The following is a 25,763-nucleotide window of genomic DNA, read 5'->3' as shown; positions in this document are numbered from 1 at the left end:
CTTCGACTTCAAGTGCCCAATTGAGGTGATGAGCGAGGAGCTGGCGAAGTACCATGAGGTTCCGTCATCGACACATTGACGGTGTTGCACTTAGAGCCTGCATCCGCCAGGTATACCGCGAATATCGTGGCCTGCGCGCAGGTGAACTGGCAGCAACGGTTGGCATTAGCCAAGGGTATCTTTCCGAGATAGAAACGGGCAAGAAAACCGGCTCGCTACGTGTGCTGACCCGGATAGCGGACGCGCTGGATGTGGAGCTTAGCGACCTGACCTAACCGCCGGTTTTCGCCTGGGAATAGATGAACAGCGCCCTGCTTTTTAGCCAGGGCGCTTTTGTAGGTGGTTCAGGCATTGTCCATGTATGTAAGGAACTAACTTCATCATCAGATCGCGGTTCAGGTGGAACATTAGTGCCCCTGCCGGACGGAATCGACGCGCGGGCGTTGTGGCTAACTAGAAGCCTTTCATGCAGCAACAGCGTTGTGGCGGTCATCATGGAATTCGCGCGATATGTTCCTCAATCAGTGGGTTAATTCGCTGTGCTTGTCGTAGGGGAGTGATAAGCTGGCCTTAATGGTGGTCGAGGAGCGGATATGTACAAGATGAGAACAGGTTTCGGGCTAACGCGGGTTGGCATCGTGTTGTTCACCATGACACTGCTTGTCGGCTGTAGCGATTCCGAAGAGCAGGCGTCCCGGGAGCAGCAGGCCCGCGAGGCGGAAAATGTCGCGGCCCAGGAAGAGGCCGCGAGTCGCGAGGCGCAGGCGCAGCGCGAGGCTGATGAGCAGAGAGAACCGCTGAACGTGCGCATTCTGGTGTCTGCGTCGATTGGTTCGGACCGCCGCTTGCTGATCGAGGGTGAGACGAACCTGCCGGATGAAGCCCAGGTGCAGGTGATCATCGAGCGTGAGCTGAGCCGCGTTCGCTGGCGCGAGCGGGTGGACGTGGCGCAGGGGCAGTTTACGGCGGGGCCGTTCGGCCCCGGGAGTGGCCTACCTGACGGTGGCTACAGCGTCACCGTTGAGCTTTCAGAGGCCACCGTCCAGCCCGAGTCGGTGCAGCAGCGCATCGGCGAGGAAGGCGAGTATCTGGCCGGCGAGCTGGTGACCGAGTCGCGCCATGGCCTGGGCCAGATCGCCACCTACACCACGCGTTTTATGGTGGGCAGCGAACCCAGGCAGTCACGGGGTGATGCTCAGCTATTGCAAACCCCTTGAATGCCTATTTCTTAATGGCTATCTCAGGCCGCCTTCCAGTGCGCCAACAGCACGGCTTGGATTGTCATGTCGCTGTTGGCCTTGCTCAGTTGCTTGAGCTGAAGCTTGCCATCCTGTTCGACCAGGTAAAGGCCCGCCTTGTGAAATACACGCGTCGGGCCGAGTAATAGCAGATCCCCAGGCGCCGCGGGTGCAAAATCGCTGCCGGGAGCGGGCGTTACCATCATGCACGGCGCTTTCCAGTTGGCCTTGAGCGGCAGGTGTTCCGGTACGGTAAGCGCGGTTGACTGTACCTGCTCCCAGGGAAGCGGGCCCTCATGGTGAAGGGTCAGCATCTGCGGTGCGCTGTCGCCCTCGAGCAGCGTCGCCAGGGAGCAGTCCAGGGCTTCGGCCAATGCGACCAGGCGCTCGTGACCGATTTGCTTGATCGCCCCTGATTCCCAGTAAGAAATGGTGACATCCGAAACGCCAACGTTACGTGCAAGGGCAGCTTTGTTGAGCTTGGCCCGAAGCCGCAGTTGCTTGATACGTGAGCCTAGCGATTCCATTTCATTTTCCTAAGGTTATCCATCGCATTGATGGCGTTAAACAATGTGCCTCACCTGAAAATGAGACGTGAATCCGAATAATAAGCGCTGCGCTATACTAAGCGATTGTGCATTAACGCGCATCTGTCAGCATACAACGGTGATTTAACTGCTGTGTGACGCTTTCTATCGCAAGTCGTTCCCTCGCTGTGGTGTTGGTTGCGCATAGGGTGCGTATAATATGACCACGCTTTATTGCCAAAAGGACGTTCCCATGACCGTACGTACCCGTATTGCGCCATCGCCTACGGGCGATCCCCACGTTGGTACGGCGTATATTGCGCTGTTCAATCTATGTTTCGCGCGTCAGCACGGCGGCCAGTTTATCCTGCGTATCGAAGACACCGATCGGGTGCGCTCCACGCCGGAATCCGAACAGATGATTCTCGATTCGCTGCGCTGGCTGGGCCTCGAATGGGATGAAGGTCCTGATGTAGGCGGGCCGCACGGCCCCTACCGGCAAAGCGAGCGCGGCGATATCTACGCCCAGCATGCCCAGCAGTTGCTGGACGCCGGGCACGCGTTCAAGTGCTACCGCACCAGCGAGGAACTGGACGAACTGCGCGAAGCACGCAAAGCCGCCGGTATGCATCTAGCCCTGAAACCCGCCGACCTGGCGCTGGATGAAGACGAGGCCGCACGCCGTGCCCAGGAAGGCTGGCCCTATGTGGTACGCATGAACGTTCCCGGCGACGGCGTGTGCGTGGTGGATGACATGCTGCGCGGCACTATCGAGGTGGAGTGGGCGCAGGTTGACGCGCAGATTCTGCTCAAATCCGATGGCATGCCCACTTACCATCTGGCCAACGTGGTCGATGATCACCTGATGGGGATCACCCACGTGCTGCGCGGCGAGGAGTGGATCAATTCCGCGCCCAAGCACCAGCTGCTTTACGAGTACTTTGGCTGGGAAATGCCGCAGCTGTGCCATATGCCGCTGCTGCGTAATCCGGACAAGTCGAAGCTGTCCAAGCGCAAGAACCCGACGTCGATCAACTATTATCGCCGTATGGGCTTCCTTCCAGAGGCGGTGACCAACTATCTGGGCCGCATGGGCTGGTCGATGCCCGACGAACGCGAAAAATTCAGCCTGCCGGAAATGATGGCGGAATTCGACGTTCAGCGCGTGTCGCTGGGTGGGCCGGTGTTCGATCTGGAAAAGCTGACCTGGCTGAACGGGGTCTATATTCGTGAAGATCTCGATGACGACGGGCTGTTGCAGGCGCTGCGCGAGTGGGCGTTCAACGAAGACTACGTAAAGCAGATCCTGCCGCAGATTCGCCCGCGCATCGAAACGCTTGCCCAGGCAACGCCGCTGGCGGGGCATTTCTTTTCGGGCTTGCCTGAGCTTAAAGAGCAGGACTTCGATAGCGTCAAGATGGAAAAAGATGAGCTGGTCAGGCTGCTGCAGTTCCTGGTCTGGCGCTTTGAAGCGGTACCTGCCTGGCACAAGGAAGCCCTGCTCGAGGAAGTGAAAGTGCTGTCTGCGCATTTCGACATGAAGATGAAAGCGTTTCTTGCCCCAGTGTTCATCGCGATCACCGGCAGCACCACCAGTACGTCGGTAATGGATGCGATGGCCATCCTGGGCTCGGACGTTACCCGTGCCCGGTTGCGGCACGCCATCGATGTACTGGGCGGGGTTTCCAAGAAGCAGGCGAAGCGTTTCGAGAAGGCGTTTCGCGACCTCTAACGGTCGGGAAAACGCCAATCAAGACAGGGAGAAGTTTTTGGCGTTTTTCTAGTTGACGAAGGCGAGCGTAATCAGTAATATACGCTCCGTCTTCGCGACAAGTGGGGCCTTAGCTCAGCTGGGAGAGCGCAACACTGGCAGTGTTGAGGTCAGCGGTTCGATCCCGCTAGGCTCCACCAATAATGACATCGTCATGACGCGAAACGCGGTACAAAACGTCCCATTCGTCTAGTGGTCCAGGACACCGCCCTTTCACGGCGGTAACAGGGGTTCGAACCCCCTATGGGACGCCATCGTTTTCTACATCATCCTTCCTTTTTGTGAACCTTATTCAGCTCATTTCGTGCGCTGTGTAATCGCCATGCCCCTCTATTTTTCATCCTCTTCAAAGCACTGAAAATGCCCCGAATGGGCGTATTTTGTACTTGACTTGTCCACTTTTACGCATTTGTAAGACAGGTTGTGCACAGCCCTGCGGAATTAACTCCCTAACCCATTGTTTTTTGATAACTTGTTTAAAAACAGTAACTTGCGCTAGGTTAAAAAATGACCAATTTAAGACATTCCCACTGCTCATGGCGATTGTGGGACGTTTTCTAGTGGTTGTGAACAGGGTTATCCACAGATAGTGTGGAAAACCCTGTGACGGTCAGCAGAGGGGTAAAATGTCAAGCGGCTATTGGGCCTTACGCAGGCGTTTTAGCAGTGATGAAGTATCCCATCGGCCGCCGCCCTGGCGCTGCACATCGGCATAGAATTGATCCACCAGTGCGGTTGTCGGCAGGGTGGCGTCAAAGCGGCGCGCCTGGGCGAGACAGATGGCCAGGTCCTTGCGCATCCAGTCCACTGCGAAGCCGTGCTCGTACTCATCAGCAATCATGGTCTTGTGGCGGTTTTCCATCTGCCAGGAGCCGGCAGCGCCCTTGGACACCACGTCGATCACTCGCTGCTGATCGAGGCCCGCCTGCTCGGCAAAATGCAGCCCTTCGGCCAGCCCCTGAACCAGACCTGCAATGCAGATCTGGTTGACCATCTTGGTCAGCTGTCCGCTGCTGGCGCCGCCCATCAGCGTCACGGCGCGGGCGTAATGGGCAAGCAGTGGCTCGACGGTATCGAAGTGCGCCTGCTGGCCGCCGCACATGACCGTCAGGGCGCCATTTTCCGCCCCCTGTTGGCCGCCGGAGACCGGCGCGTCGATAAAGGCCACGCCACGTTCGCGGCAGGCAGCATCGAGTTCCAGGGCGAGGTCGGCCGAGGCGGTGGTGTGGTCTACCAGAAAGCTGCCGTTACCCATGGCGTGCAGGACGCCATTCTCGCCGGTGGTCACGTCGCGCACGTCGTCGTCATTGCCCACGCAGAGCAATACCAGGTCGGCGCCTGAAGCAGCGTCACGCGGCGTAGGATGGGCGCTGCCGCCATAGTCGTTGACCCAGGCCTCGGCCTTGCTGGCGGTGCGGTTGTAGACGCGGGTGGTAAGGCCCTGTTTGGCGAGATGCCCCGCCATGGGGTAGCCCATCACGCCCAAACCGATAAACGCGACTGTCTTGATGGTTGGCATAAATCACCTCTGGGTTGTTGTAGATATCGAGTTGTGTATCGAGCTGAGTATCAAAATAGTGGGTTTTAAGGAGCGCAAACGCAAAAGGCCACCAAGAGGCGGCCTTTGATTGCGCATGTCAGCGTATAGTAGCGACTTATTTGGTCGGGTAGTCGCGCTGGTCGTGGCCAATATAGAGCTGGCGCGGACGACCGATCTTGTAGCTTTCGCTGAGCATTTCGTTCCAGTGCGAGATCCAGCCGATAGTGCGTGATACCGCAAAGATGACCGTGAACATGTTTCTCGGCACGCCCATGGCCTTCAGGATGATGCCCGAATAGAAATCGACGTTCGGGTACAGCTTGCGCTCGATGAAGTATTCATCTTCAAGGGCGATCTGTTCCAGGCGCTTGGCGATCTTGAGCTGTGGGTCGTCGGCCATGCCAAGCTCGGCCAGTACTTCGTCGCAGGTCTCTTTCATGACCTTGGCGCGCGGGTCGAAGTTGCGATAAACGCGGTGACCAAAGCCCATCAGCTTGAACGGGTCGTCTTTATCCTTGGCTTTATCAACAAAGCGCTGGATATTTTCTTCGGACTCGTCGCCGATTTCGTCGAGCATCGCCAGTACGGCTTCGTTGGCGCCGCCATGGGCCGGGCCCCACAGGGCGGCAATGCCGGCGCTGATGCAGGCGAACGGGTTGGCGCCGGTGGAGCCCGCCAGGCGTACGGTGGACGTGGAGGCATTTTGTTCATGATCCGCATGGAGCATGAAGATGCGGTCCATGGCCTTGGCGTATACCGGGTTGATCTTGTATTCCTCGCAGGGATTGCTGAACATCATGTAGAGGAAGTTCTCTGCATAGCTCAGATCGTTGCGGGGATAGTTGAACGGTTGACCGATGTTGTACTTGTACGACATCGCCGCGATAGTCGGCATCTTGGCGATCAGGCGGATCGCGCTGATCTCGCGGTCTTCTTCCTTGGTGATGTCCATGTGGTCGTGATAGAAGGCGGCCAGGCCACCCACGACGCCACACAGAATCGACATCGGGTGCGCATCGCGGCGGAACCCTTTGAAGAAGTTATTGATCTGGTCGTGAACCATGGTGTGGTTGCGAATACGCGTTTCGAAGTCCGCATATTGCTGGTCGTTCGGCAATTCGCCGAACAGCAGGGTATAGCACATCTCGACGAAATTGGACTCTTTCGCCAGCTGGTCAATGGGGTAGCCGCGATGCAGCAGTACGCCCTTGCCGCCATCGATATAGGTGATAGCTGACTGGCAGGAAGAGGTGGCCATGAAGCCGGGGTCGTAGGTGAACAGGCCCTCGGCACCCAAGCCGCGGACGTCGATGACGTCAGGGCCGAGTGAGCCGGAGTACATCGGCAGTTCGATCGGCTTTTCCAGACCGTCTACCGTTAATGTTGCTTTCCTGTCAGCCATGCTGGCCTCCTTTCGAGTTCGGGTTGGGACGTAAAGTCGGTGCTGCGCATACCGCGCCGGCGAAAAGGCTTGCCCACTATAGAAGCGTGCGTCATTTTGTCAATTAGCCCTATCGGTAGGTATGCTTGTACAGTGTGGGTTGTGCTGGTTAATGGTTGTCCATGGTTGGTGCGCCGTTTTTGCAGGAAAATGCCGTTGTCTGGATAATACGTTAACCTGCTTACGAACGTGCTGGCTTACCGACACTATAACCATGCTGCGATGCAAAATCGACTCACAGGATGGGGTTTTTTCTCGCACAATGGTCGAGTAAACCCTTAGTTCGGTTTGTCAGCGGGGGCGAAGCTTCTTATAATCTTCGGCGCGCGACCGGCAGGTAGGAGGTCGTGCCCGACTTGGCAACGGCCGAGCCCCTTCCAGTAATCACTGCCCGCTCGGGCTTCGCCCGACCTGTCGCAGAGCGGGCCAAAAGAGTGTGTATAAGCCGTGAATAGCAAACGACCCGTAAATTTAGACCTGACGACGATACACTTTCCCCTTCCGGCATTGACGTCGATCGCACACCGCATCACAGGTGTCATCCTGTTTATTGGCCTCATTTTCGCTTTCTGGGCACTCGGTAAATCGCTGTCGTCACCGGCAGGCTTTGACGCCGTGAGCAGCGCCCTGGCCAATAACTTCTTCGCCAAGCTTGTGGCGTGGGGGTTGCTTTCGGCCCTGGCGTTCCACTTTGTTGCCGGCATCAAGCACTTGCTGATGGATGCCGACATCGGCGTGACGCTCGAGGGCGGTGTAAAAAAGGCGCAGATCACCGTGGTGGTTAGCGCGATTCTGATTATTCTGGCAGGAGTCTGGGTATGGTAACCAACATCACAAGTTTTGGCCGTAGTGGCCTTTCCGACTGGCTGATGCAGCGTGTTTCGGCGGTGGTGCTGGCCCTTTACACCGTATTCATGGTGGCCTACCTGCTGTTTAATCCCGACCTGGATTACTACGCCTGGTCCGCGCTGTTCGATCAGACCTGGATGCGCATCTTTTCTCTGCTGGCCTTTATCTCTGTGGCGGCACACGCCTGGATTGGTCTGTGGACCGTGACGACCGATTACCTAACGTCCACCTACCTGCGCGTGGGTGTCCAGTCTCTCATCATTCTGGCCATCTTCGTTTACCTGGTGTGGGGCATTCAAATTCTGTGGGGAGCTTGATACATGTCTAACCTACGTAGCCTGACCTTTGACGCCATTATCATCGGTGGCGGTGGCTCTGGCCTGCGCGCTGCTCTTGAGCTGGCGAAATCCGGTAAGAAGACAGCCGTATTGTCGAAAGTCTTCCCGACGCGCTCCCACACCGTATCGGCCCAGGGCGGTATCACCTGTGCTATCGCGTCGGCCGACCCTGAAGACGACTGGCGCTGGCACATGTATGACACCGTCAAGGGCGGCGATTACATCGCTGACCAGGACGCGTCGGAGTACATGTGTTCAGAGGGCCCCAAAGCGGTCTTCGAGCTCGAGCACATGGGCCTGCCGTTTTCGCGCTTCGACAACGGCCGCATCTATCAGCGCCCGTTCGGTGGCCAGTCGAAAAACTTCGGCGAAGGTGGCCAGGCCGCGCGTACCTGCGCCGCAGCCGACCGTACCGGCCACGCGCTGTTGCACACGCTGTACCAGAACAACCTCAAGAACAACACGACGTTCCTGAACGAGTGGTACGCGGTGGATCTGGTCAAGAATGCCGAAGGCGATGTGGTGGGCTGTATCGCCATGTGCATCGAGACCGGTGAAGTGGTTCACGTCAAATCGAAAGCCACCGTACTGGCCACCGGCGGCGCGGGCCGTATCTATGCCTCGACCACCAATGCCCTGATCAACACCGGCGACGGTATCGGCATGGCGCTGCGCGCCGGCTTCCCGATGCAGGACATGGAAATGTGGCAGTTCCACCCGACCGGTATCTACGGCGCGGGCACGCTGGTCACCGAAGGCTGCCGTGGCGAAGGCGGTTACCTGATCAACAAGGACGGTGAGCGCTTCATGGAGCGTTACGCGCCGAATGCCAAGGACTTGGCGGGCCGCGACGTAGTGGCACGTTCCATGGTCATGGAAATCCTCGAAGGTCGTGGCTGCGGCGAGAAGGGCGACCACGTCTTCCTGAAGCTCGACCATCTGGGCGAAGATGTTCTCGGCAAGCGCCTGCCCGGCATCGTCGAGCTGTCCAAGACGTTCGCTCACGTCGACCCGGCCAAAGACCCGATTCCGGTCGTGCCGACCTGCCATTACATGATGGGCGGTATCCCGACCAATATTCATGGTCAGGCGATCACACAGGATGAAAGCGGCAACGATCACATCGTCAACGGCCTGTACGCCTGTGGTGAGGCGGCGTGCGTGTCGGTTCACGGCGCCAACCGCCTGGGCGGCAATTCGCTGCTCGACCTGGTGGTCTTCGGCCGTGCCGCGGGCATGTTCATCGAAGGCGCGCTGAACGATGGCATTGAGTACCTCGACGCGTCCGAGTCGGACGTCGAGTTCGCCATGAAGCGTATCACCCGCTGGAACGATTCCGAGGGCGGCGAAAGCATCCCTGCGCTGAAAGCCGAGCTTCAGGACATCATGCAGACCTCGTTCGGCGTGTTCCGCGAAGAGAAAAACATGCAGGAAGGCGTCAAGAAGCTGGACGAATTGCGCAGCCGTATTGCGAACGCTCACCTGCCGGACAAGTCCAATGCCTTCAACACCGCGCGTGTCGAGGCCCTGGAGCTCGATAACCTGATGGAAGTGGCCGAAGCAACGGCGATTGCTGCCCTTGAGCGAAACGAAAGCCGTGGTGCTCACTCGCGCTACGACTACCCTGACCGTGACGATGTCAACTGGCTGAAGCACTCGCTCTACTTCCCGGCGACAAAAGAGCTTAAGAAGCGCGACGTCAACTTCAAGCCGAAAACCGTTGATACCTTCGAGCCCAAGGTTCGTACCTACTAATCTCTGCAACGAGAGGGAGACACCATGTCCAATCTTCAGGTATCGGTATACCGCTATAACCCGGAAACCGACTCCGCACCCTACATGCAGGAGTTTCAGGTCGACACCAAGGGGCGCGATGTCATGGTGCTGGACGTTCTTCACATGATGAAAGAACAGGACAGCGGCCTGGCATTCCGGCGCAGCTGCCGTGAAGGGGTCTGCGGCTCCGACGGCATGAACATGAACGGCAAGAATGGCCTGGCGTGTATCACGCCGCTGTCGGACGTCGTCAAGGGCAACAAGCTGACGCTGCGTCCGCTCCCCGGCCTGCCGGTCATCCGCGATATGGTCGTCGATATGGGGCTCTTCTATAAGCAGTACGAGCGTATCCAGCCGTACCTGCAGAACGATACCCCGGCGCCGGCGATCGAGCGCCTGCAGTCACCGGAAGAGCGCGACAAGCTCGATGGCCTGTACGAGTGCATCCTGTGCGCGTGCTGCTCGACCTCGTGCCCGTCGTTCTGGTGGAACCCGGACAAGTTTGTCGGCCCGGCTGGTCTGCTGCAGTCGTACCGCTTCCTCGCGGATTCCCGTGACACGGCGACCCGCGAGCGCCTTACCGATCTGGAAGACCCGTTCTCCGTGTTCCGCTGCCGCGGCATCATGAACTGCGTGGCGGTGTGCCCGAAAGGCCTCAACCCGACGCGGGCAATCGGCAAGATTCGCGAAATGTTGCTGGCGGATGCCACCTGAGCAAGGAGGTTCTATGAAAAAAAAGCGAATACCACTTAAGTTGCGCATCAATGCCACTTAAATCGTGGCGCTTCGCTTGTTATCATAGTCCCCATCATGCAGTGCGGCGTTGCGCCGCACTGCATGATCAGTCAAGTTTAAAAGCCGGTGCCGTGAGTACCGGCTTTTGAGCATGAACTGACAAGAAATTGAATTGAAAAGGGTTTCCGGCTACTGGCCGGTGCCGCCGGCAAATGTCCCGCCCCGCCGGCAGGGCAATACCGATGTCGCCGCGTTGATGCGACGATACCGATACCACCCCATCAGTGCAGGGTGACCGAGAGATGCAACAAGGCATAATGGAGTTGATGTGGCGTTCCTCTCACGTTAGTGGTGGCAATGCCCACTACGTGGAAGCGCTTTACGAGCAGTACCTCGCCGATCCTGAGTCTGTCCCTGACGAGTGGCGCAGCTATTTTGACCAGTTGCCGCGGCCCGAGGGCAGTGCCTCCCACGATGTTCCACTAAGCCCTATTCGTGATCAGTTCTATCAGCTGGGCCGTGAAAGTCGCCCTGCTCGGGCCGTAGCCGCTGAAGGCGGCGAGAACAAGAAGCAGGTGAAAGTCCTGCAGCTGATCAACGCTTACCGCTTTCGTGGCCATCAGAAGGCCAACATCGATCCGCTGGGTCTGCGTAATCCCACCCCCGTCCCCGATCTTGATCTGTCTTTCCATCAGCTGTCCAAGGCTGATCTGGACACCGAGTTTCAAACCGGTTCGTTCTTTCTAGGCATCGACAAGGCGCCGCTGCGCGATATCGTCGATGCGCTGGATCGCACCTATTGCCGCTCGATCGGCTGCGAGATCATGCACATTGTCGATACCGAGGAGAAGCGCTGGCTGCAGCGGCGCTTCGAGTCGGTACGCAGTGCGCCCAAGTTCAGCGATGACGTGCGCAAACACGTGCTGGAGCGTCTGACGGCCGCCGAAGGCCTGGAAAACTACCTGGCGTCCAAGTATCCGGGTACCAAGCGCTTCGGTCTGGAAGGCGGCGAAACCTTTGTACCGATGATGGACGAACTAATCCAGCGGGCGGGCGGATACGGCACGAAAGAAGTCGTAATTGGAATGGCTCACCGCGGGCGCCTCAACCTGCTGGTCAACATCCTGGGTAAAAACCCCGCAGATCTGATCGACGAGTTCGACGGCAAGAAAGTCATCGAGCGCGGGTCGGGCGACGTCAAGTATCACCAGGGGTTCAGTTCCAACGTCATGTCGCCGGGCGGCGAAGTCCACCTGGCCATGTCGTTCAACCCGTCTCACCTGGAAATCGTTGCCCCGGTCGTCGAGGGCTCGGTACGCGCCCGTCAGGATCGCCGTAACGACGATGAAGGCAGTAAGGTGTTGCCGATCAACGTCCACGGCGACGCGGCGTTTGCCGGCCAGGGCGTGGTGATGGAGACCTTCCAGATGTCGCAGACCCGTGCCTACAAGACCGGCGGCACGGTTCATATCGTCATCAACAACCAGGTGGGCTTCACTACCTCGCACCCGCTGGATTCGCGTTCCACCGAGTACTGCACAGACATCGCCAAGATGGTGCAGTCGCCGATTTTTCACGTGAACGGCGATGACCCGGACGCGGTGCTGCACGCCACGCAGGTGGCCCTGGACTACCGTCAGGAATTCAAGAAAGACGTGGTGATCGACCTGGTGTGCTACCGCCGTCGCGGTCACAACGAAGCCGACGAGCCCTCCGGCACCCAGCCGATGATGTACTCGAAGATCAAGGATCACCCCTCCGCGCGTTCGCTGTATGCCAAGCGCCTGGTCGACGAAGGTGTGCTTTCCGAGGAAGCCGCCAAGGCGATGATCGAGACCTACCGCGATGATCTGGTAGCGGGCAACCACGTGGCAAACGCGCTGGTTCAGGAACCCAACAAGTCGCTCTTCGTCGACTGGACGCCATACCTGGGGCACGAGTGGACCGGCAACGCCGATACCACCTTCGACATGAAGCGACTCCAGCAGCTGGCGGCGCGCATGTGCGAGATCCCCGACGGGGTCGAAGTGCAGCGCCAAGTGGCGAAGATCTATGAAGACCGGCGCAAGATGCAGGCCGGTGGCATGGGACTCAACTGGGGGTTTGCGGAAACGCTGGCCTACGCCACGCTGCTCGAGCAGGGGCATCCGGTGCGCATTACCGGCCAGGACGTGGGCCGCGGCACCTTCTCCCACCGTCATGCGGTCGTGCACAACCAGAAGGACGGGTCGACCTACGTGCCGCTGCAGAACATGTCCGACGGACAGCCGCGCTTCACGATCCACGACTCCTTCCTGTCGGAAGAAGCCGTGCTGGCGTTCGAGTACGGTTATTCGACCACGGCGCCTAACGATCTGGTGATCTGGGAAGCCCAGTTCGGCGACTTCTTCAACGGTGCGCAGGTGGTGGTGGATCAATTCATTTCCTCCGGTGAAACCAAGTGGGGCCGGCTGTGTGGCCTGACCATGCTGCTCCCCCATGGCTATGAAGGTCAGGGGCCCGAGCACTCCTCGGCCCGCCTTGAGCGCTTCCTGCAGATGAGTGCCGAGCACAACATGCAGGTCTGCGTCCCGACGACACCGGCGCAGATCTATCATCTGCTGCGTCGTCAGGTGATCCGCCCGCTGCGCAAGCCGCTGGTGGTCATGTCGCCCAAGTCGCTGCTGCGTCACAAGGAAGCGACATCCAGCCTCGAAGACCTGGCCCACGGCAAGTTCCACATGGTGCTGTCGGATCAGGCCGAGCTGACGGCCGAGAACGTCACGCGCGTGGTGCTGTGTGCGGGCAAGGTCTACTACGACCTGGCCAACTGGCGCGCCGAAAACGAGCGGTACGACACGGCCATCCTGCGCCTCGAGCAGCTTTATCCCTTCCCCAAGGAAGAGCTTCTCGCCGCCCTTCAGGCATATACCCAGCTGGAAGATATCGTCTGGTGCCAGGAAGAGCCGTTGAACCAGGGCGCCTGGTATTCCAGCCAGCACCATATGCGCACCGTGGCCGACATGCTCAAGGATGGCCTGGGACGTGAGTTGAAATTCGCAGGACGCCCGGCCTCTGCTGCTCCGGCAGCGGGCTACATGTCCGTCCATACTGAACAGCAGCGCCAGCTGGTGGAAGACGCGTTTAATCTTTAAGCGCCCACCGGATTTAGAGAACACATAAGGGAAACGACATGGCTACCGAGATCAAAGCGCCAACCTTTCCGGAATCCGTTGCCGAAGGCACCGTCGCCGCATGGCACAAGAAGCCGGGCGACAGCGTTGAGCGTGACGAGCTTATCGTTGAGATTGAAACCGACAAAGTGGTGCTCGAAGTCGTCGCACCGGAAGCGGGTACCCTGACCGAGGTGATGGTCGAAGAAGGCGATACCGTCGAGTCAGAGCAGGTGCTGGGCAAGGTTGGTGAGGGCAACGCCTCCGCCGATAGCGGCAAGAAAGCAGACACGTCTTCTGGCGATGACAGCGCTGAAAAGTCAGAAGAGACATCCGAAAGTAAATCGGAAGACAAGAAAGCCAGCGGCGGTAACGGTGGTGGCAAGCAGCATGAAGTGAAAGCACCGAGCTTCCCCGAGTCGGTTCAGGAAGGCACCGTGGCCGCCTGGCACAAGAAGGTCGGTGAAGCGGTCAAGCGTGACGAGGTGCTGGCCGATATCGAAACCGATAAGGTCGTGCTGGAAGTCGTCGCGCCCGCCGACGGCGCCCTGGCCGAGATCAAGGCCGAAGAAGGCAGCCAGGTCGAGTCAGAAGCCGTGCTTGCGACCTTCACCGAAGGCGCCGGCGGCGAGAGCGGTGGTGATGACACCAAGCCGGCCAAGTCGGAAAGCAGCGAAGACGAAGGCGCCGACGAGAAAGTCGGCGACAAGATCCTCGCTCCGGCGGCCCGCAAGATGGTCGCCGAGCACGATCTCGACGCTACCAAGATCAGCGGCACCGGCAAGGGCGGACGCATCCTCAAGGAGGACGTGCAAAAAGCCGTGAAAGACGGATCCGCGAAGAAATCGTCAGGCGGCGGTGCTGCTGCGCCGAAAGCGGCTGCGGCAGCGGCCGCTCCGGCGGTAGAAGGCGAGCGCCCCGAGAAGCGCGTGCCGATGAGCCGTCTGCGTCAGACCATCGCCAAGCGTCTGGTTCAGGCGCAGCAAACCGCGGCGATGCTCACTACCTATAATGAAGTCGACATGACCGCAGTCATGGAGCTGCGCGCGCAGTACAAGGATACGTTCCTCAAGGCGCACGATACCAAGCTCGGCTTCATGGGCTTTTTCGTCAAGGCGGCCTCCGAGGCGCTCAAGCGCTTCCCGGACGTCAACGCCTCCATCGACGGTACCGACATCGTCTATCACGGCTACCAGGACATTGGCGTTGCCGTGTCCACGCCGCGCGGCCTGGTCGTGCCGGTACTGCGCGACACCGACAGCATGAAGATTGCCGATGTCGAGAAGACAATCGTCGACTTCGGCAAGCGGGCGCGTGACGGTAAGCTTGGCATCGACGAAATGCAGGGCGGCACCTTTACGATCACCAACGGCGGTATTTTCGGCTCGCTGATGTCGACCCCGATCATCAATCCGCCGCAAACCGCCATCCTGGGGATGCACAAGATCCAGGAACGTCCTATGGCGGTCAATGGCAAGGTCGAGATTCGCCCGATGATGTATCTGGCGGTTTCCTACGATCACCGGATGATCGACGGCAAAGATGCCGTGCAATTCCTGGTGACCATTAAAGAGCTGCTGGAAGATCCCGCACGCCTGTTGCTGGACGTGTAAGGTCATCGCGACCTGCCAAGCTCTCACGTTCAATCGCACCCTGCCTTCTGCCCCACAAGGGAGAAGGCACCCAAGCTAAAGGAGCCAACATGGCTGACAAGTTTGATGTGATCGTTATTGGTGCCGGCCCTGGTGGTTATGTAGCGGCCATCCGTGCGGCGCAACTCGGGCTGAAAACCGCCTGTGTCGAAAAATGGATCGGCAAGGAAGGTAACGTCGTGCACGGCGGTACCTGCCTGAACGTTGGCTGTATCCCGTCCAAGGCGCTGCTTGAAGCATCGCACAAGTTCGTCGAAGCGAAAGACGATTTCGATGACCTGGGTATCCAGGCCGGTGACGTCACCATGGACGTCAAAAAGATGATGGCGCGCAAGGATAAGATCGTTAAGAACTTGACCGGCGGCATCTCGGGCCTGTTCAAGGCCAACGGCGTCACCGCCATTGACGGCACTGGTAAAGTCATTTCCGGCAAGCAGGTGGAAGTGACCGATAAAGACGGCAAGGCCACCACCTATGACGCCGATAACATCGTCGTGGCGGCGGGCTCTGTACCGGTGGAAATTCCGCCGACCCCGCTGGTCGAAGGACTGGTTGTCGACTCCACCGGTGCACTGGAATTCCAGGAAACACCCAAGCGTCTTGGCGTGATTGGTGCCGGTATCATTGGCCTGGAACTGGGTAGCGTGTGGAACCGCCTGGGCTCCGAGGTCACCGTGCTCGAAGCCATGGATTCCTTCCTGCCCATGGTCGACGGTGCCATCGGTAAAGAAACCCAGAAGCTGCTCAAGAAACAGGGCCTGGACATCAAACTGGGCGCTCGCGTCACCGGCTCGGAAACCAACGGCGAAGAAGTGACCGTCAAGTACACCGACGCTGACGGCGAGCAGGAAATGACCTTCGACAAGCTGATCGTCTGTGTCGGTCGTCGTCCTTATACCAAGGGCGTCATCGACGACGGTGTCAGCGTCGAGCTGGACGAACGCGGCTTTATCTTCGTCGACGACCAGTGCCGTACCAATGTCCCGGGCGTTTACGCCATTGGCGACTGCGTACGCGGCCCGATGCTGGCGCACAAGGCCTCGGAAGAAGGCATCATGGTGGCGGATATCATCGCGGGCCATAAGGCCGAGATGAACTACGACGCCATTCCCAACGTTATCTACACCTTCCCGGAAGTCGCGTGGGTGGGGATTACCGAGGAAGAAGCCAAAGCCAAGGGTATTAACGTCAAGACCGGTAGTTTCCCCTTTGCGGCCAGTGGTCGTGCAATGGCCAACAACGCCACCGAAGGCAACGCCAAGATCATCGCCGATGCGGAAACCGACCGCATTCTGGGCATGCACATTGTGGGTCAGCACGCCGGTGAGATGATTGCCCAAGGCGTGATTGCCATGGAATTCGGTTCCAGTGCCGAAGACCTGGCGCTGACTTGCTACGCTCACCCGACCATGTCGGAAGCGGTGCATGAAGCGGCGCTCGCGGTTGAAGGCCACGCGATCCACATGGCCAACCGCAAAAAGCGTAAGTAAATTACGCCGTAACAAAAAAGCGCCACCCCAGGGTGGCGCAACGCTTTCGGCCATGTCTTTTCGACGCGGTTTGAAAAACAGAGATCGAAAGCACGGGGATGACAGTTCTTTCAAGGAAACTGATCATCGTTCGAGTCACATGCAACCAATGGCATGAATCGATGAACCTTCACGAGTATCAAGGTAAACAGCTGTTTGCCGATTATGGTCTACCCGTGTCCAAGAGCTTTGCTGTGGACACTCCCGAAGAAGCTGAAGACGCATGTAAAAAGATCGGCGGCGACATGTGGGTGGTTAAAGCCCAGGTGCACGCAGGTGGTCGTGGTAAAGCGGGTGGCGTAAAGCTGATTAAAGACCCGGCTGATGCCAAGGCGTTTGCCGAGCAGTGGCTGGGCAAAAACCTGGTGACCTTCCAGACCGACGAGCACGGCCAGCCAGTTTCCAAGATTCTTATCGAGACCTGCACTGATATCGCCGATGAGCTGTATCTGGGTGCCGTTGTCGATCGTACGACCCGCCGCGTGGTCTTCATGGCCTCCACTGAAGGCGGCGTAGAGATCGAGAAAGTCGCCGAAGAAACCCCCGAAAAGATTCTCAGAGCCGAGATCGACCCGCTGGTTGGCGCACAGCCTTACCAGGCGCGTGAGCTGGCCTTTGCGCTGGGCCTGTCCGGCGACCAGATCAAGCAGTTCACCAAGATCTTCCTGGGGCTGTCCAAGCTGTTCCACGAGAAAGACCTGGCACTGCTGGAAATCAACCCGCTGGTCATCACCGAGCAGGGTAATCTCCACTGCCTCGACGCCAAACTGGGTCTCGACAGCAACGCGCTGTACCGTCACCCGGATCTGCAGGCCATGCGCGATCCGTCGCAGGAAGACGAGCGCGAAGCCGAAGCCGCCGCCTGGGAACTCAACTATGTCGCACTCGATGGCAACATTGGCTGCATGGTTAACGGCGCGGGCCTGGCCATGGGCACCATGGACATCGTCAACCTGAACGGCGGTAGCCCGGCCAACTTCCTGGACGTTGGCGGCGGCGCGACCAAAGAGCGCGTCGCGGAAGCCTTCAAGCTGATCCTGTCTGACGACTCCGTCAAAGCCGTTCTGGTCAACATCTTCGGCGGTATTGTACGGTGCGACATGATCGCTGAAGGCATCATCGGTGCCGTTGAGCAGGTGGGTGTCAACGTCCCGGTGGTCGTACGTCTGGAAGGTAACAACGCCGAGCTAGGCACCGAAAAACTCGCGTCTAGCGGTCTGAATATCATCGCGGCTACCAGTCTGACCGACGCGGCTCAGCAGGTCGTAAAAGCGGCGGAGGGCAAGTAATGAGCATCCTGATCGACAAGAACACCAAGGTCATCTGCCAGGGCTTTACCGGTGGCCAGGGTACGTTCCACTCCGAGCAGGCGATTGCCTACGGTACCCAGATGGTCGGCGGCGTAACGCCGGGTAAAGGCGGCCAGGAGCACCTGGGTCTGCCCGTTTTCAACACCGTGAAGGAAGCGGTAGCGAAAACCGGCGCGGAAGCCAGCGTGATCTACGTGCCGGCGCCGTTCTGTAAAGACTCGATTCTTGAAGCCGCCAATGCCGGCATCAAGCTGATCGTGTGCATTACCGAAGGTATCGCGACCCTCGACATGCTCGACGCAAAAGTAAAATGTGACGAGCTGGGTGTTCGCCTGATCGGCCCGAACTGCCCCGGTGTCATCACCCCGGGCGAATGTAAAATCGGCATCATGCCGGGCCACATTCACCAGCCGGGCCGTGTCGGCATCGTATCGCGTTCGGGTACCTTGACCTACGAAGCGGTCAAGCAGACCACTGATCATGGCTTTGGTCAGTCCAGCTGTGTCGGCATCGGTGGTGACCCGATCCCGGGCTCCAACTTCATCGACATCCTCGAGATGTTCGAGAAAGACCCGAAAACCGAAGCCATCGTCATGATCGGCGAAATCGGTGGCACGGCGGAAGAAGAAGCGGCGGCTTACATCAAGGCCAACGTTTCCAAGCCTGTGGTTGCCTACATTGCCGGTGTGACAGCACCTCCCGGCAAGCGTATGGGCCACGCAGGCGCGATCATCTCCGGCGGTAAAGGCACCGCTGACGAGAAGTTCGCTGCCCTGGAAGGTGCCGGTGTCAAAACCGTGCGCTCTCTGGCAGAGATCGGCGACGCGCTGAAAGAGATGACGGGCTGGTAAGCACTTACTAGACGCCGTGAACTGAAAAAGAGCACCTTCGGGTGCTCTTTTTTATTATCTGAGGGGAATGGCAAGGTGCGTTGGCTGTGCCGTTAACCGGCGTCATGACTGGCGTCGATTGAGCCAGCGTGTGCTGTAAAGGAAAAACAGCGGCGCACCCACCAGCAGGTAAAGGTGGTAACTGACCAGCCGCCAGATAAGCACTGCCGCCACTACCTGACCCTGGTTCATCAGCGGCAGTAGCAGGCCGCCAACGCCGACTTCGGCGGCGCCGGCTCCGCCCGGTAGAAAGCTGAACTGGCTAGCCGCCATGGCCAGCATCTGTGTGAGAAACGTCCACAGCCAGTCGGCGTGCCCGCCGACCCCTAGAACGGCAATATAGAGCAGGCTATAGCGCAGTACCCAGTGCAAGGCGGTCAGGCCAAGCATCAGCGCAAGTGTCGTGCGCGGGAGTGCCAGGGTCGCCTTCAGCGCATGGCGGCAGCGCAGCAGGCGGCGGATAAGCCAGCGGCGCCGTAGAGCATTGACGCCGGGAAGGCGAAGGGGGCGACACCGCATCAGCCAGGATAGATAACGCATAGCCAGCAATACGGTAGCCATAAACGCCAGAAGTGCCAGCAGGGCAGCTTCGATCAATCCTTGGTGGGGCCATTGGCTGTCGCTGAACAGCGTGCTGCCAAGGGCGATGATGAGCATGGATAAAAAGAACAGCAGGTCGCACCCCTGGTCGATCAGAAACATCGCGGCTCCCTTGGCCGGCGAAAAGCCGCGCTGGGCCAATAGTGCTAGCAGCGTAGCGGGGCCTCCGCTGCCGCCAGGCGTGGCGCATAGCGCAAACTTGGTGGCCATCTCGATCCCCAGTGCGCCCCCTTGGCTTAGCCGGCCTGCCCGGCCGTTGAGCATGAGCCGAAGCCGGGTGGCGTTGATATTCCAGCATAGCGCAGCGAGGGCGACCATCAGTGCCAACAGGCCCAACGGAAACGTCGTCAGGTGGGCCAGAGCCGCCTGGCCACCTGCCAGGGATGTCAGTACCAGCGGCGTCAGAATGGCGCCCAGGAGGAGTACGCCGTGGATCGGCCGCAGGCGTGGCCGCCGCCGAGGACTATCGATAGTGTGAGCGCGCATGGGGAAGATCCTGCCGGGCAAGGTCGCGGTAGTGCTCATGCAGGCGGTGAATCACGCTGTCCCAGCCGAACTGACGTTCGACAAAGTGACGGGCGTAGCGGCCACTGGCGGCAATATCGTTGCTGAATAGCGCCGTGCACGCTTCCGCCATGGCATCAGGGTCGAGAGGGCGGCATAAAATACCGCCGCCCAGCGGGACGTTCTCGATCAGCGCGCCGGCCCGTGCGCCGATGACCGGCAGGCCGCTGGCCATTGCTTCCTGAGCGATCAAGCCGAAGGTTTCGCGGGTACCGGCGTGGAGCAGGGCATCGCTGCTGGCAAGCGCGGTGGCGACCTCGTGGGCACCACAGCAGCGCTCCACCACTGTGACGTTATCGGGCACTTGATGGGGCATGCCAGGGCCCATGAGCAGCAGATGATAGTCGCTTCCAAGCTTCTTCATGGTGGCGAGCAGCGTGTCGATGTTTTTTTCTCGCGAGCAGCGACCGACGAAGATGAGTAGCCTTTTGTCTTCGCCAATGCCGTAGCGCCTGCGCAGACCCGGGTCAAAGCGATCCGGATGAAACTGCGCAAGGTCGACGCCCAATGGCTGCACGCGCACGTTGTCGACGCCCCACTCGGTCAGCCGCTCGGCCATGGCCTTGCAGGGGGCCAATACGCTATCGAAGCGCCGATAAAGGTCGACGACGTAGCGGATCAGGCGCTGGCGGACGTGGTTCCCAAAGCGGTCGCCCATCAGCCGGGGCAGGTCCGAGTGATAGAAACCGACTACCGGCACGCCAAGCCGTTGGCCGGCATCCAGCGCTGCCCAGGCCGTCACGTAGGGGTCGCCTGCCTCGATCAGGTCAGGCGCCAGGTCGACAAGCGTATTGCACCAGGGGCGGCGGCGCAGCGGAAACCGGTATCCCTGGCCCAGGGGTAGGCGCAGAGCTGGCAGGGTGTGGGTGTCGCCCAGGCTGTCACCCTCGGCGCCGGGCACCACCAGGCTGGCTCTCACCTGGGCGGCGCGCAGCACGCGATGTTTTGCCTGCAGGTAAGTACGTACGCCGCCGCTGGCCGGCGCGTGGAACATGGTTATGTCGGCAATATGCAAGGTCATCTCCGAGCCACACGAGTGTCATCGGATTACCATAGGGAAGAAATAAGTCAGTTAGGCGACAGTGTAGCTAGTCAGTTGGCTTTCAGTTCTTTATGCGGGTTTAGATCGGGAATTGAGTCCACGTTATGGAAGATTAGTTTTTATGATTATATCCATAAAACTCAAGTTATTGTTTGATAGGCCGACAGTAATGATTCCTCCATTTATCGGGTAGTTTCTATGCTTTCACGGTTCAAGATCGGCACGCGTCTAGCGCTGTCGTTTGGCTTGGTTTCGTTATTTCTGCTGGGTACTGCTATTGCAGGTATTCTCGGTATTACCGCCACCAGAAATACAGCGCATACCGCTTTGAACATGGATGTAGCATTAGCAAGCAACGCTGCTGAAATCCAGCGGTTGGCATTGCAGGCGCGGCGCTTCGAAAAGGATACCTTTATCAATATCGAAAATCGTGACCGGGTCGCTGACTACCAGCAGCGCTGGAGAGCGACCATCGATGACATTGAGGCAGCGTTCCAGGAGGGAAGTCAAACGAGCGATAGACAGCGTCTCGATGCGCTATACCAGCAGGCGGAACGCGCCCTTCAAGGGTACGCAGAAGGTTTCATGGAAGTCTATGAGCAGATTGAGCAAGGTGACATTACCCACACCGCTCAAGCTAACCAGATGCTGGGTGAACATAAAGAAAGCATCTATCAGCTTGAAAGCCTGGCTGATGAAATTAGCCAGGTGGCTAACGCCGGTGTCTCGGCTGCTAATGAAATGATAGAGGTTAGTTATAATTCGACATTATGGCGGCTGTGTATCTTCTCGATAGTGGCATTGTTGATGGCAGTAGGGCTGGCAATCGCTATTACGCGCAGTATTGTGTTGCCATTGCGGCGAGCCGTTGAAGTTGCCAAGCATGTAGCGGGAGGTGACTTGCGCCAGCATATCGTTGCCACCGGGAGCGATGAAACCGCGCAGCTGTTGGCTTCCATGGACGAGATGAGTAAAGAGCTTACAGTGCTGGTTGCCTCTTTACGCGATGCCAGTGAGAACGTTTTAAACGGTGCCAATGATATTACTCAAGGTGGGCAAGAGCTTGCCGCTCGTACAGAGCAGCAAGCAGCAGCCATACAGGAAACTGCTTCAAGCATGGAAGAGATGACGGCAACAGTCCGCCAGAACAGTGATTCAACCAAAGAAGCGGATACGCTGTCCCATGATGCGTCTCAGAAGATGCGAGTCGGGGGCGATGAAGTGACGCGAAGCGTCGAATTAATGCGCGAAGTGACGGCCGCCTCTCTCAGTATGGATAAGATCGTCGAGACCATCGATACGATTGCTTTCCAGACCAATATCCTCGCTTTGAACGCCTCAGTTGAAGCGGCAAGAGCGGGCGAGAAGGGACGAGGCTTTGCGGTTGTGGCGACAGAAGTGCGCGCGCTAGCAAGCCGCAGTGCTGCTTCTGCCGGCGAGATTCGCAGCATGCTTGACGATACGCGAAGCAAAATCAATCTTTGCTCTGAGCAGGCAGAGCGCGGTGCGGCCACTATCGATGATACAGAGACGGTAATCCAGCGACTTGCCATGCTTATGACCGAGGTATCTTCAGCTACTCGAGAGCAAAGCAGCGGCATTGAGCAGATCAATACCGCTATTACCGAGATGGATTCGACTACCCAACAAAACAGCACGCTGGTTCAGCAGTCGACGAATGCGGCCTTGTCCCTGGAGAGCCAGGCAGAACGGCTTCGCAACTTGGTGGCCGCTTTCCAAATAGACGATGCTATGTTGAAAAAAGCGGCTGATGACTCGTTAACCAAGGCTTTACCCACGGCGGGGGGAAACACGCAGTTCTAAATTATCGATAAGCACAACAACGGCGCCCGATACGCGCCGTATTTGCTCGGTGGAATTATTCGACCGGCCGCGCTACCAGTGAGCGGGTCTCTTCACGTGCTTCGGTCAGCGCCACACGTAGGCTGTCGCCGAGCTTGTAACGCTCTTCGCCTTCGATCTGGATGCGGCCCTCTTTATCGTCGATGACCACCTTGCTGCGGTCACTGTGCATCAAGGGAGCGGGCACGAAGGCCGTGGCACCATTTTCGAGCAGGCGAACGCGCATACCGCCTCGGTTGATCGCCATGATCTCGGCGTCAAAGGTGTCCTGGTTCTGCGCGGCGGGCGTCAGGTAGCGCACGTAAAGCCAGTCTTTCACGTCGCGCTCGGCCATACGGTTCAGGCGGCGACGCTCGGTCAGCTGTTCGGTGAGCTGCTGGCTGGCTTCAGCCGGGGCCTGTTCACCCTTCAGTACGCGCTTGATCAGGCGGTGGTTGACCATATCGCCATACTTGCGGATCGGCGAAGTCCAGGTAGCGTAGGCGGCAAGGCCCAGGCCGAAGTGCGGGCCGGGTTGGGCCGACATGCTGGTGAAACCCTGGAAGCGACGCAGGCGGGCATCCAACCAGGCATCGTCGCGGCTTTCCAGCGCGCGTTTGAGGTCTTTGTAATGGGCAAGCTCGGTTAACGCCTGCTGGTCCACGTCAATTTCCTGACCCGCCAGAAATTCCTGCGCGGCCTCGGCTTTTTCAGGCTCAAAGGCACGGTGCACGTTGAAGATGCCGTGGCCGATGTGCTGGGCGAGGAAGTCCGCGCAACAGGCGTTGGCGGCAATCATCGACTCTTCGATCATGCGGTTGGCAATGCGGCGATCCTCGGTGCGAATACCCAGGACATTACCCGCATCGTCCAGGTCAAAGACATAATCCGGACGATCCTTGAAGACCAGGGCATGCTCGTTACGCCAGGCGGTACGCGCTTCGGTTAAATCGCGCAGCGCGGTCAGCTGCTCGGCAATGTTATCCGCCGGTGCCCAGTCACCCTGGCCGTCGATCCAGTCAGACACATGGTCGTAAGCCAGTTTGGCGTGGGATTTAACAGTGGCGGCAAAAAAGCGGTAATTGCCAAGGCTACCGTCGGCATTGATATCCAGCGTGCAGGCCAGTGCCGGGCGTTCTTGGTCTTCCCACAGCGAGCACAGCTCATCCGATAACTTCTCGGGCAGCATGGTGACGTTCTGGCCGGGCAAATACACCGTAAAGGCGCGGGTGCGCGCTTCCAGGTCGGCGGCGTGGCCTTCTTCCACGTAGGCGGTGGGGTCGGCGATGGCGACGCTCAACTGCCAGCCGCCTTCAGCGCGCGGCGTGACGTGCAGGGCGTCATCCATATCGCGGGTCTTTTCACCGTCGATTGTAAAGAAGGGCTGTGCGGTAAGGTCCTCGCGGACAAGGCCTTCATCGTGCAGTGGCCAGTCGTCGCCCGCATTTGGAGACGCCTGCTCCAGCGCATGACGGGCAAGCGTGACACGCCATGGCACGGCGGGGTCGTCTGACTTGGCGACCAGCTCGTCGATCTGGCTGAAAAAGCCGCGATCGTTCTGTTTGAGCGGGTGACGCACCAGGCGCGCCACGACCCAGTCGCCATCGGCGATGGTGGATTCGTCCAGGGTGTTTTTGATGCGTGCCTTGAGCACATTGCGGATCGATGGATGATCCGGCACCACCGCAAGGCGGTCTTCGCGCTTTTGCACCCTTGCAACAAAGCGGTCGAGCCCGGCCTCGATCAGCTTTTCGGGCTCGAGGGATTTTTTATCGCCGTTTTCATGGATGACGCCCTCGACGCGGTCGCCGTGCAGCACCTGTTTCATGGCGGGGGGCGGCACGAAATAGGAGTCACCGTCATCGGTTTCAAGAAACCCGAAGCCTTTCTCGGTAGCTTTGATCACCCCTTCAGCACGTGGGGTGGTATCGCGAATCTGTTGCTTGAGCGAGGCAAGCACGGAATTGTTTTGCAGCATGAGGTCAATCAGTTGGCGAAGGATAGGGTGCCACTATACGGATTACCGGGAGCCGCGCCAATTGTCGCCGTGTGAAGTTCTCTTTGGTTACAAGTTATCAATAACCTACATCCCATCTGGTAGACGTGTCATCCCCTTATTAAAAGAAGAAAAGTGTCCCTACAAAACATGTTAGCGGATCATTGGTACTTGAATGGTATTAATTATTGGCTATATTGGTATCTAATTGGTCTTTAATATTCAGGTGAAATCCATGGATTCACGCTTTACGCAGCTGCGCCTTGACCCTAAGGGCGCGACGCCTCTTTACCAGCAGTTGGCTCGTCAGCTGGAGCATGCCATTGAGACGGGTGCCTGGGAGGTTGGCGAGGCGCTGCCTTCAGAGCGCAACTTGGCCGATACCCTCGATGTCTCGCGTATAACCGCGCGCAAGGCTTTGGACTGTTTGGCTGAGCTGGGGCTTATTCGTCGTAGCCGTGGTTCTGGCACCTTCATCACGCCTCGTCTCAATCAGTCATTAACCCGGTTGGTGAGTTTCACCGAGCTCCTTACCCAACGCGGTTTTACGCCAAGTTCTCAATGGTTAGAGCGCAGGCTGGCAAATCCCAATGCGGAAGAGAGCATGCGTCTTGGCCTGGGGGCCGATGCCCAGGTGGCGCGCCTAAAGCGTTTACGCTTGGCCGATGAAGTGGTGATGGCGGTAGAGGATAGCTGTCTACCTGTATCAGTGATGCCCGATCCCCAGTCAGTCGAAACGTCTCTCTATGCAGTGCTGGAAGCCAGCGGCAAGCCAGTGACGCGAGCCCTGCAGCATGTCACTGCCATCAATGCGGACGCAGAGCTAGCGGTGCTCGCCGAGGTAGCTGAGGGACAGGCACTGCTTAAAGTTACACGACTGGGCTACCTAGCCGACGGCACACCAGCGGAGCTAACGATTACCTACTGCCGCACCGATTACTACGACTTTATGGTCGAGCTGACTCGCTAGG

20 protein-coding genes and 2 tRNA genes are annotated in these 25,763 nt (G+C 58.6%); 16 read left to right on the top strand and 6 right to left on the bottom strand.

Going from position 1 to position 25,763, the window contains the following annotated elements; all coding sequences use genetic code 11:
* Positions 1–53 precede the first annotated feature (53 nt).
* Positions 54–275, top strand: a complete 222-nt coding sequence (locus QC815_RS12390; protein WP_310540023.1) for a helix-turn-helix domain-containing protein — start codon at positions 54–56, stop codon at positions 273–275.
* Positions 276–593: 318 nt separating this feature from the next.
* Positions 594–1,217, top strand: a complete 624-nt coding sequence (locus QC815_RS12385; protein WP_230446390.1) for a hypothetical protein — start codon at positions 594–596, stop codon at positions 1,215–1,217.
* A gap of 23 nt (positions 1,218–1,240) precedes the next feature.
* Here the strand turns inward: QC815_RS12385 and QC815_RS12380 are convergent, their stop codons facing one another.
* Positions 1,241–1,765, bottom strand: a complete 525-nt coding sequence (locus QC815_RS12380; RefSeq protein WP_230446391.1) for a helix-turn-helix domain-containing protein — start codon at positions 1,763–1,765, stop codon at positions 1,241–1,243.
* A 253-nt stretch (positions 1,766–2,018) separates the two neighbouring features.
* On the opposite strand from QC815_RS12380, the gene gltX reads away from it, so the two are divergent.
* From gltX to QC815_RS12365, 3 genes are all read left to right on the top strand, one after another.
* Positions 2,019–3,497 (top strand): glutamate--tRNA ligase, encoded by a 1,479-nt coding sequence (gene gltX / locus QC815_RS12375; RefSeq protein WP_310540020.1) that lies wholly within the window; start codon positions 2,019–2,021, stop codon positions 3,495–3,497.
* A gap of 103 nt (positions 3,498–3,600) precedes the next feature.
* Positions 3,601–3,676, top strand: a tRNA-Ala gene (locus QC815_RS12370).
* 38 nt (positions 3,677–3,714) lie between these two features.
* A tRNA-Glu gene (locus QC815_RS12365) sits at positions 3,715–3,790 on the top strand.
* A 383-nt stretch (positions 3,791–4,173) separates the two neighbouring features.
* Here QC815_RS12365 and QC815_RS12360 read toward each other — a convergent pair.
* Complete coding sequence (locus QC815_RS12360) at positions 4,174–5,055, bottom strand: NAD(P)-dependent oxidoreductase (RefSeq protein WP_310540018.1); 882 nt, start codon at positions 5,053–5,055, stop codon at positions 4,174–4,176.
* 136 nt (positions 5,056–5,191) lie between these two features.
* Complete coding sequence (gene gltA, locus QC815_RS12355; RefSeq protein ID WP_230446394.1) at positions 5,192–6,478, bottom strand: citrate synthase; 1,287 nt, start codon at positions 6,476–6,478, stop codon at positions 5,192–5,194.
* Between the two features lie 486 nt (positions 6,479–6,964).
* Here gltA and sdhC point away from each other — a divergent pair, with 486 nt between their 5' ends.
* The 9 genes from sdhC (at position 6,965) to sucD (ending at position 18,709) form a co-directional block, all read left to right on the top strand.
* Positions 6,965–7,342: a succinate dehydrogenase, cytochrome b556 subunit gene (sdhC, locus tag QC815_RS12350; protein ID WP_230446395.1), complete on the top strand. Its 378-nt coding sequence runs from the start codon at positions 6,965–6,967 to the stop codon at positions 7,340–7,342.
* Complete coding sequence (gene sdhD, locus QC815_RS12345) at positions 7,336–7,683, top strand: succinate dehydrogenase, hydrophobic membrane anchor protein (RefSeq protein ID WP_230446396.1); 348 nt, start codon at positions 7,336–7,338, stop codon at positions 7,681–7,683. Before sdhC ends, sdhD begins: the two co-directional genes overlap by 7 nt.
* Positions 7,684–7,686: 3 nt before the next feature.
* A complete protein-coding gene (sdhA, locus tag QC815_RS12340) occupies positions 7,687–9,459 on the top strand; it encodes a succinate dehydrogenase flavoprotein subunit (RefSeq protein WP_230446397.1) in 1,773 nt (590 codons plus the stop codon).
* Between the two features lie 24 nt (positions 9,460–9,483).
* Positions 9,484–10,194 (top strand): succinate dehydrogenase iron-sulfur subunit, encoded by a 711-nt coding sequence (locus tag QC815_RS12335; RefSeq protein WP_230446398.1) that lies wholly within the window; start codon positions 9,484–9,486, stop codon positions 10,192–10,194.
* Between the two features lie 323 nt (positions 10,195–10,517).
* Positions 10,518–13,349: a 2-oxoglutarate dehydrogenase E1 component gene (locus QC815_RS12330; protein ID WP_230446399.1), complete on the top strand. Its 2,832-nt coding sequence runs from the start codon at positions 10,518–10,520 to the stop codon at positions 13,347–13,349.
* 38 nt (positions 13,350–13,387) lie between these two features.
* Entirely contained in the window at positions 13,388–14,980 is a 1,593-nt protein-coding gene (odhB, locus tag QC815_RS12325) for a 2-oxoglutarate dehydrogenase complex dihydrolipoyllysine-residue succinyltransferase (RefSeq protein WP_230446400.1), read from the top strand.
* Between the two features lie 89 nt (positions 14,981–15,069).
* Positions 15,070–16,509, top strand: a complete 1,440-nt coding sequence (lpdA, locus tag QC815_RS12320; RefSeq protein ID WP_230446401.1) for a dihydrolipoyl dehydrogenase — start codon at positions 15,070–15,072, stop codon at positions 16,507–16,509.
* A 161-nt stretch (positions 16,510–16,670) separates the two neighbouring features.
* On the top strand, positions 16,671–17,837 hold the full coding sequence (gene sucC / locus QC815_RS12315) for an ADP-forming succinate--CoA ligase subunit beta (protein WP_310540010.1): 1,167 nt from the start codon (positions 16,671–16,673) through the stop codon (positions 17,835–17,837).
* Positions 17,837–18,709: a succinate--CoA ligase subunit alpha gene (gene sucD / locus QC815_RS12310; protein WP_310540008.1), complete on the top strand. Its 873-nt coding sequence runs from the start codon at positions 17,837–17,839 to the stop codon at positions 18,707–18,709. Before sucC ends, sucD begins: the two co-directional genes overlap by 1 nt.
* Before the next feature lie 102 nt (positions 18,710–18,811).
* Here sucD and QC815_RS12305 read toward each other — a convergent pair whose 3' ends face one another.
* Positions 18,812–19,834 (bottom strand): glucosaminyl phosphatidylglycerol flippase, encoded by a 1,023-nt coding sequence (locus QC815_RS12305; protein WP_310540006.1) that lies wholly within the window; start codon positions 19,832–19,834, stop codon positions 18,812–18,814.
* Positions 19,812–20,927 carry an N-acetylglucosaminyl phosphatidylglycerol synthase gene (locus QC815_RS12300; protein WP_310540003.1) on the bottom strand — a complete coding sequence of 372 codons (1,116 nt, stop codon included), beginning with the start codon at positions 20,925–20,927 and terminating at the stop codon, positions 19,812–19,814. The genes QC815_RS12305 and QC815_RS12300 overlap by 23 nt, the downstream gene beginning before the upstream one ends.
* A 225-nt stretch (positions 20,928–21,152) precedes the next feature.
* Between QC815_RS12300 and QC815_RS12295 the strand changes: the two genes are divergently transcribed.
* The gene (locus QC815_RS12295) at positions 21,153–22,778 is read left to right on the top strand and encodes a methyl-accepting chemotaxis protein (protein ID WP_310540001.1); all 1,626 of its coding nucleotides are present in this window, start codon (positions 21,153–21,155) and stop codon (positions 22,776–22,778) included.
* Between the two features lie 55 nt (positions 22,779–22,833).
* Here QC815_RS12295 and QC815_RS12290 read toward each other — a convergent pair whose 3' ends face one another.
* Positions 22,834–24,774: an exoribonuclease II gene (locus QC815_RS12290; RefSeq protein ID WP_310539999.1), complete on the bottom strand. Its 1,941-nt coding sequence runs from the start codon at positions 24,772–24,774 to the stop codon at positions 22,834–22,836.
* 253 nt (positions 24,775–25,027) lie between these two features.
* On the opposite strand from QC815_RS12290, the gene QC815_RS12285 reads away from it, so the two are divergent.
* On the top strand, positions 25,028–25,762 hold the full coding sequence (locus QC815_RS12285; protein WP_230446407.1) for a GntR family transcriptional regulator: 735 nt from the start codon (positions 25,028–25,030) through the stop codon (positions 25,760–25,762).
* The last annotated feature ends 1 nt before the right edge of the window (position 25,763 follow it).

The sequence above is a fragment of the Vreelandella gomseomensis genome (genome assembly GCF_031451645.1).
In the GTDB taxonomy this organism is placed as follows: domain Bacteria; phylum Pseudomonadota; class Gammaproteobacteria; order Pseudomonadales; family Halomonadaceae; genus Vreelandella; species Vreelandella gomseomensis.
The sequence above is the reverse complement of the archived record's forward strand: the minus strand, read 5'-3'. Positions and strand labels throughout refer to the sequence as shown.

What these genes read in the sequence shown, in the direction of transcription:
- QC815_RS12390 (WP_310540023.1), top strand. Translation starts at nt 54, where the DNA reads ATGAGGTTCCGTCATCGACACATTGACGGTGTTGCACTTAGAGCCTGC.
- QC815_RS12385 (WP_230446390.1), top strand. Translation starts at nt 594, where the DNA reads ATGTACAAGATGAGAACAGGTTTCGGGCTAACGCGGGTTGGCATCGTG.
- QC815_RS12380 (WP_230446391.1), bottom strand. Translation starts at nt 1,765, where the DNA reads ATGGAATCGCTAGGCTCACGTATCAAGCAACTGCGGCTTCGGGCCAAG.
- gltX (WP_310540020.1), top strand. Translation starts at nt 2,019, where the DNA reads ATGACCGTACGTACCCGTATTGCGCCATCGCCTACGGGCGATCCCCAC.
- QC815_RS12360 (WP_310540018.1), bottom strand. Translation starts at nt 5,055, where the DNA reads ATGCCAACCATCAAGACAGTCGCGTTTATCGGTTTGGGCGTGATGGGC.
- gltA (WP_230446394.1), bottom strand. Translation starts at nt 6,478, where the DNA reads ATGGCTGACAGGAAAGCAACATTAACGGTAGACGGTCTGGAAAAGCCG.
- sdhD (WP_230446396.1), top strand. Translation starts at nt 7,336, where the DNA reads ATGGTAACCAACATCACAAGTTTTGGCCGTAGTGGCCTTTCCGACTGG.
- sdhA (WP_230446397.1), top strand. Translation starts at nt 7,687, where the DNA reads ATGTCTAACCTACGTAGCCTGACCTTTGACGCCATTATCATCGGTGGC.
- QC815_RS12335 (WP_230446398.1), top strand. Translation starts at nt 9,484, where the DNA reads ATGTCCAATCTTCAGGTATCGGTATACCGCTATAACCCGGAAACCGAC.
- QC815_RS12330 (WP_230446399.1), top strand. Translation starts at nt 10,518, where the DNA reads ATGCAACAAGGCATAATGGAGTTGATGTGGCGTTCCTCTCACGTTAGT.
- odhB (WP_230446400.1), top strand. Translation starts at nt 13,388, where the DNA reads ATGGCTACCGAGATCAAAGCGCCAACCTTTCCGGAATCCGTTGCCGAA.
- lpdA (WP_230446401.1), top strand. Translation starts at nt 15,070, where the DNA reads ATGGCTGACAAGTTTGATGTGATCGTTATTGGTGCCGGCCCTGGTGGT.
- sucC (WP_310540010.1), top strand. Translation starts at nt 16,671, where the DNA reads ATGAACCTTCACGAGTATCAAGGTAAACAGCTGTTTGCCGATTATGGT.
- sucD (WP_310540008.1), top strand. Translation starts at nt 17,837, where the DNA reads ATGAGCATCCTGATCGACAAGAACACCAAGGTCATCTGCCAGGGCTTT.
- QC815_RS12305 (WP_310540006.1), bottom strand. Translation starts at nt 19,834, where the DNA reads ATGCGCGCTCACACTATCGATAGTCCTCGGCGGCGGCCACGCCTGCGG.
- QC815_RS12295 (WP_310540001.1), top strand. Translation starts at nt 21,153, where the DNA reads ATGCTTTCACGGTTCAAGATCGGCACGCGTCTAGCGCTGTCGTTTGGC.
- QC815_RS12290 (WP_310539999.1), bottom strand. Translation starts at nt 24,774, where the DNA reads ATGCTGCAAAACAATTCCGTGCTTGCCTCGCTCAAGCAACAGATTCGC.
- QC815_RS12285 (WP_230446407.1), top strand. Translation starts at nt 25,028, where the DNA reads ATGGATTCACGCTTTACGCAGCTGCGCCTTGACCCTAAGGGCGCGACG.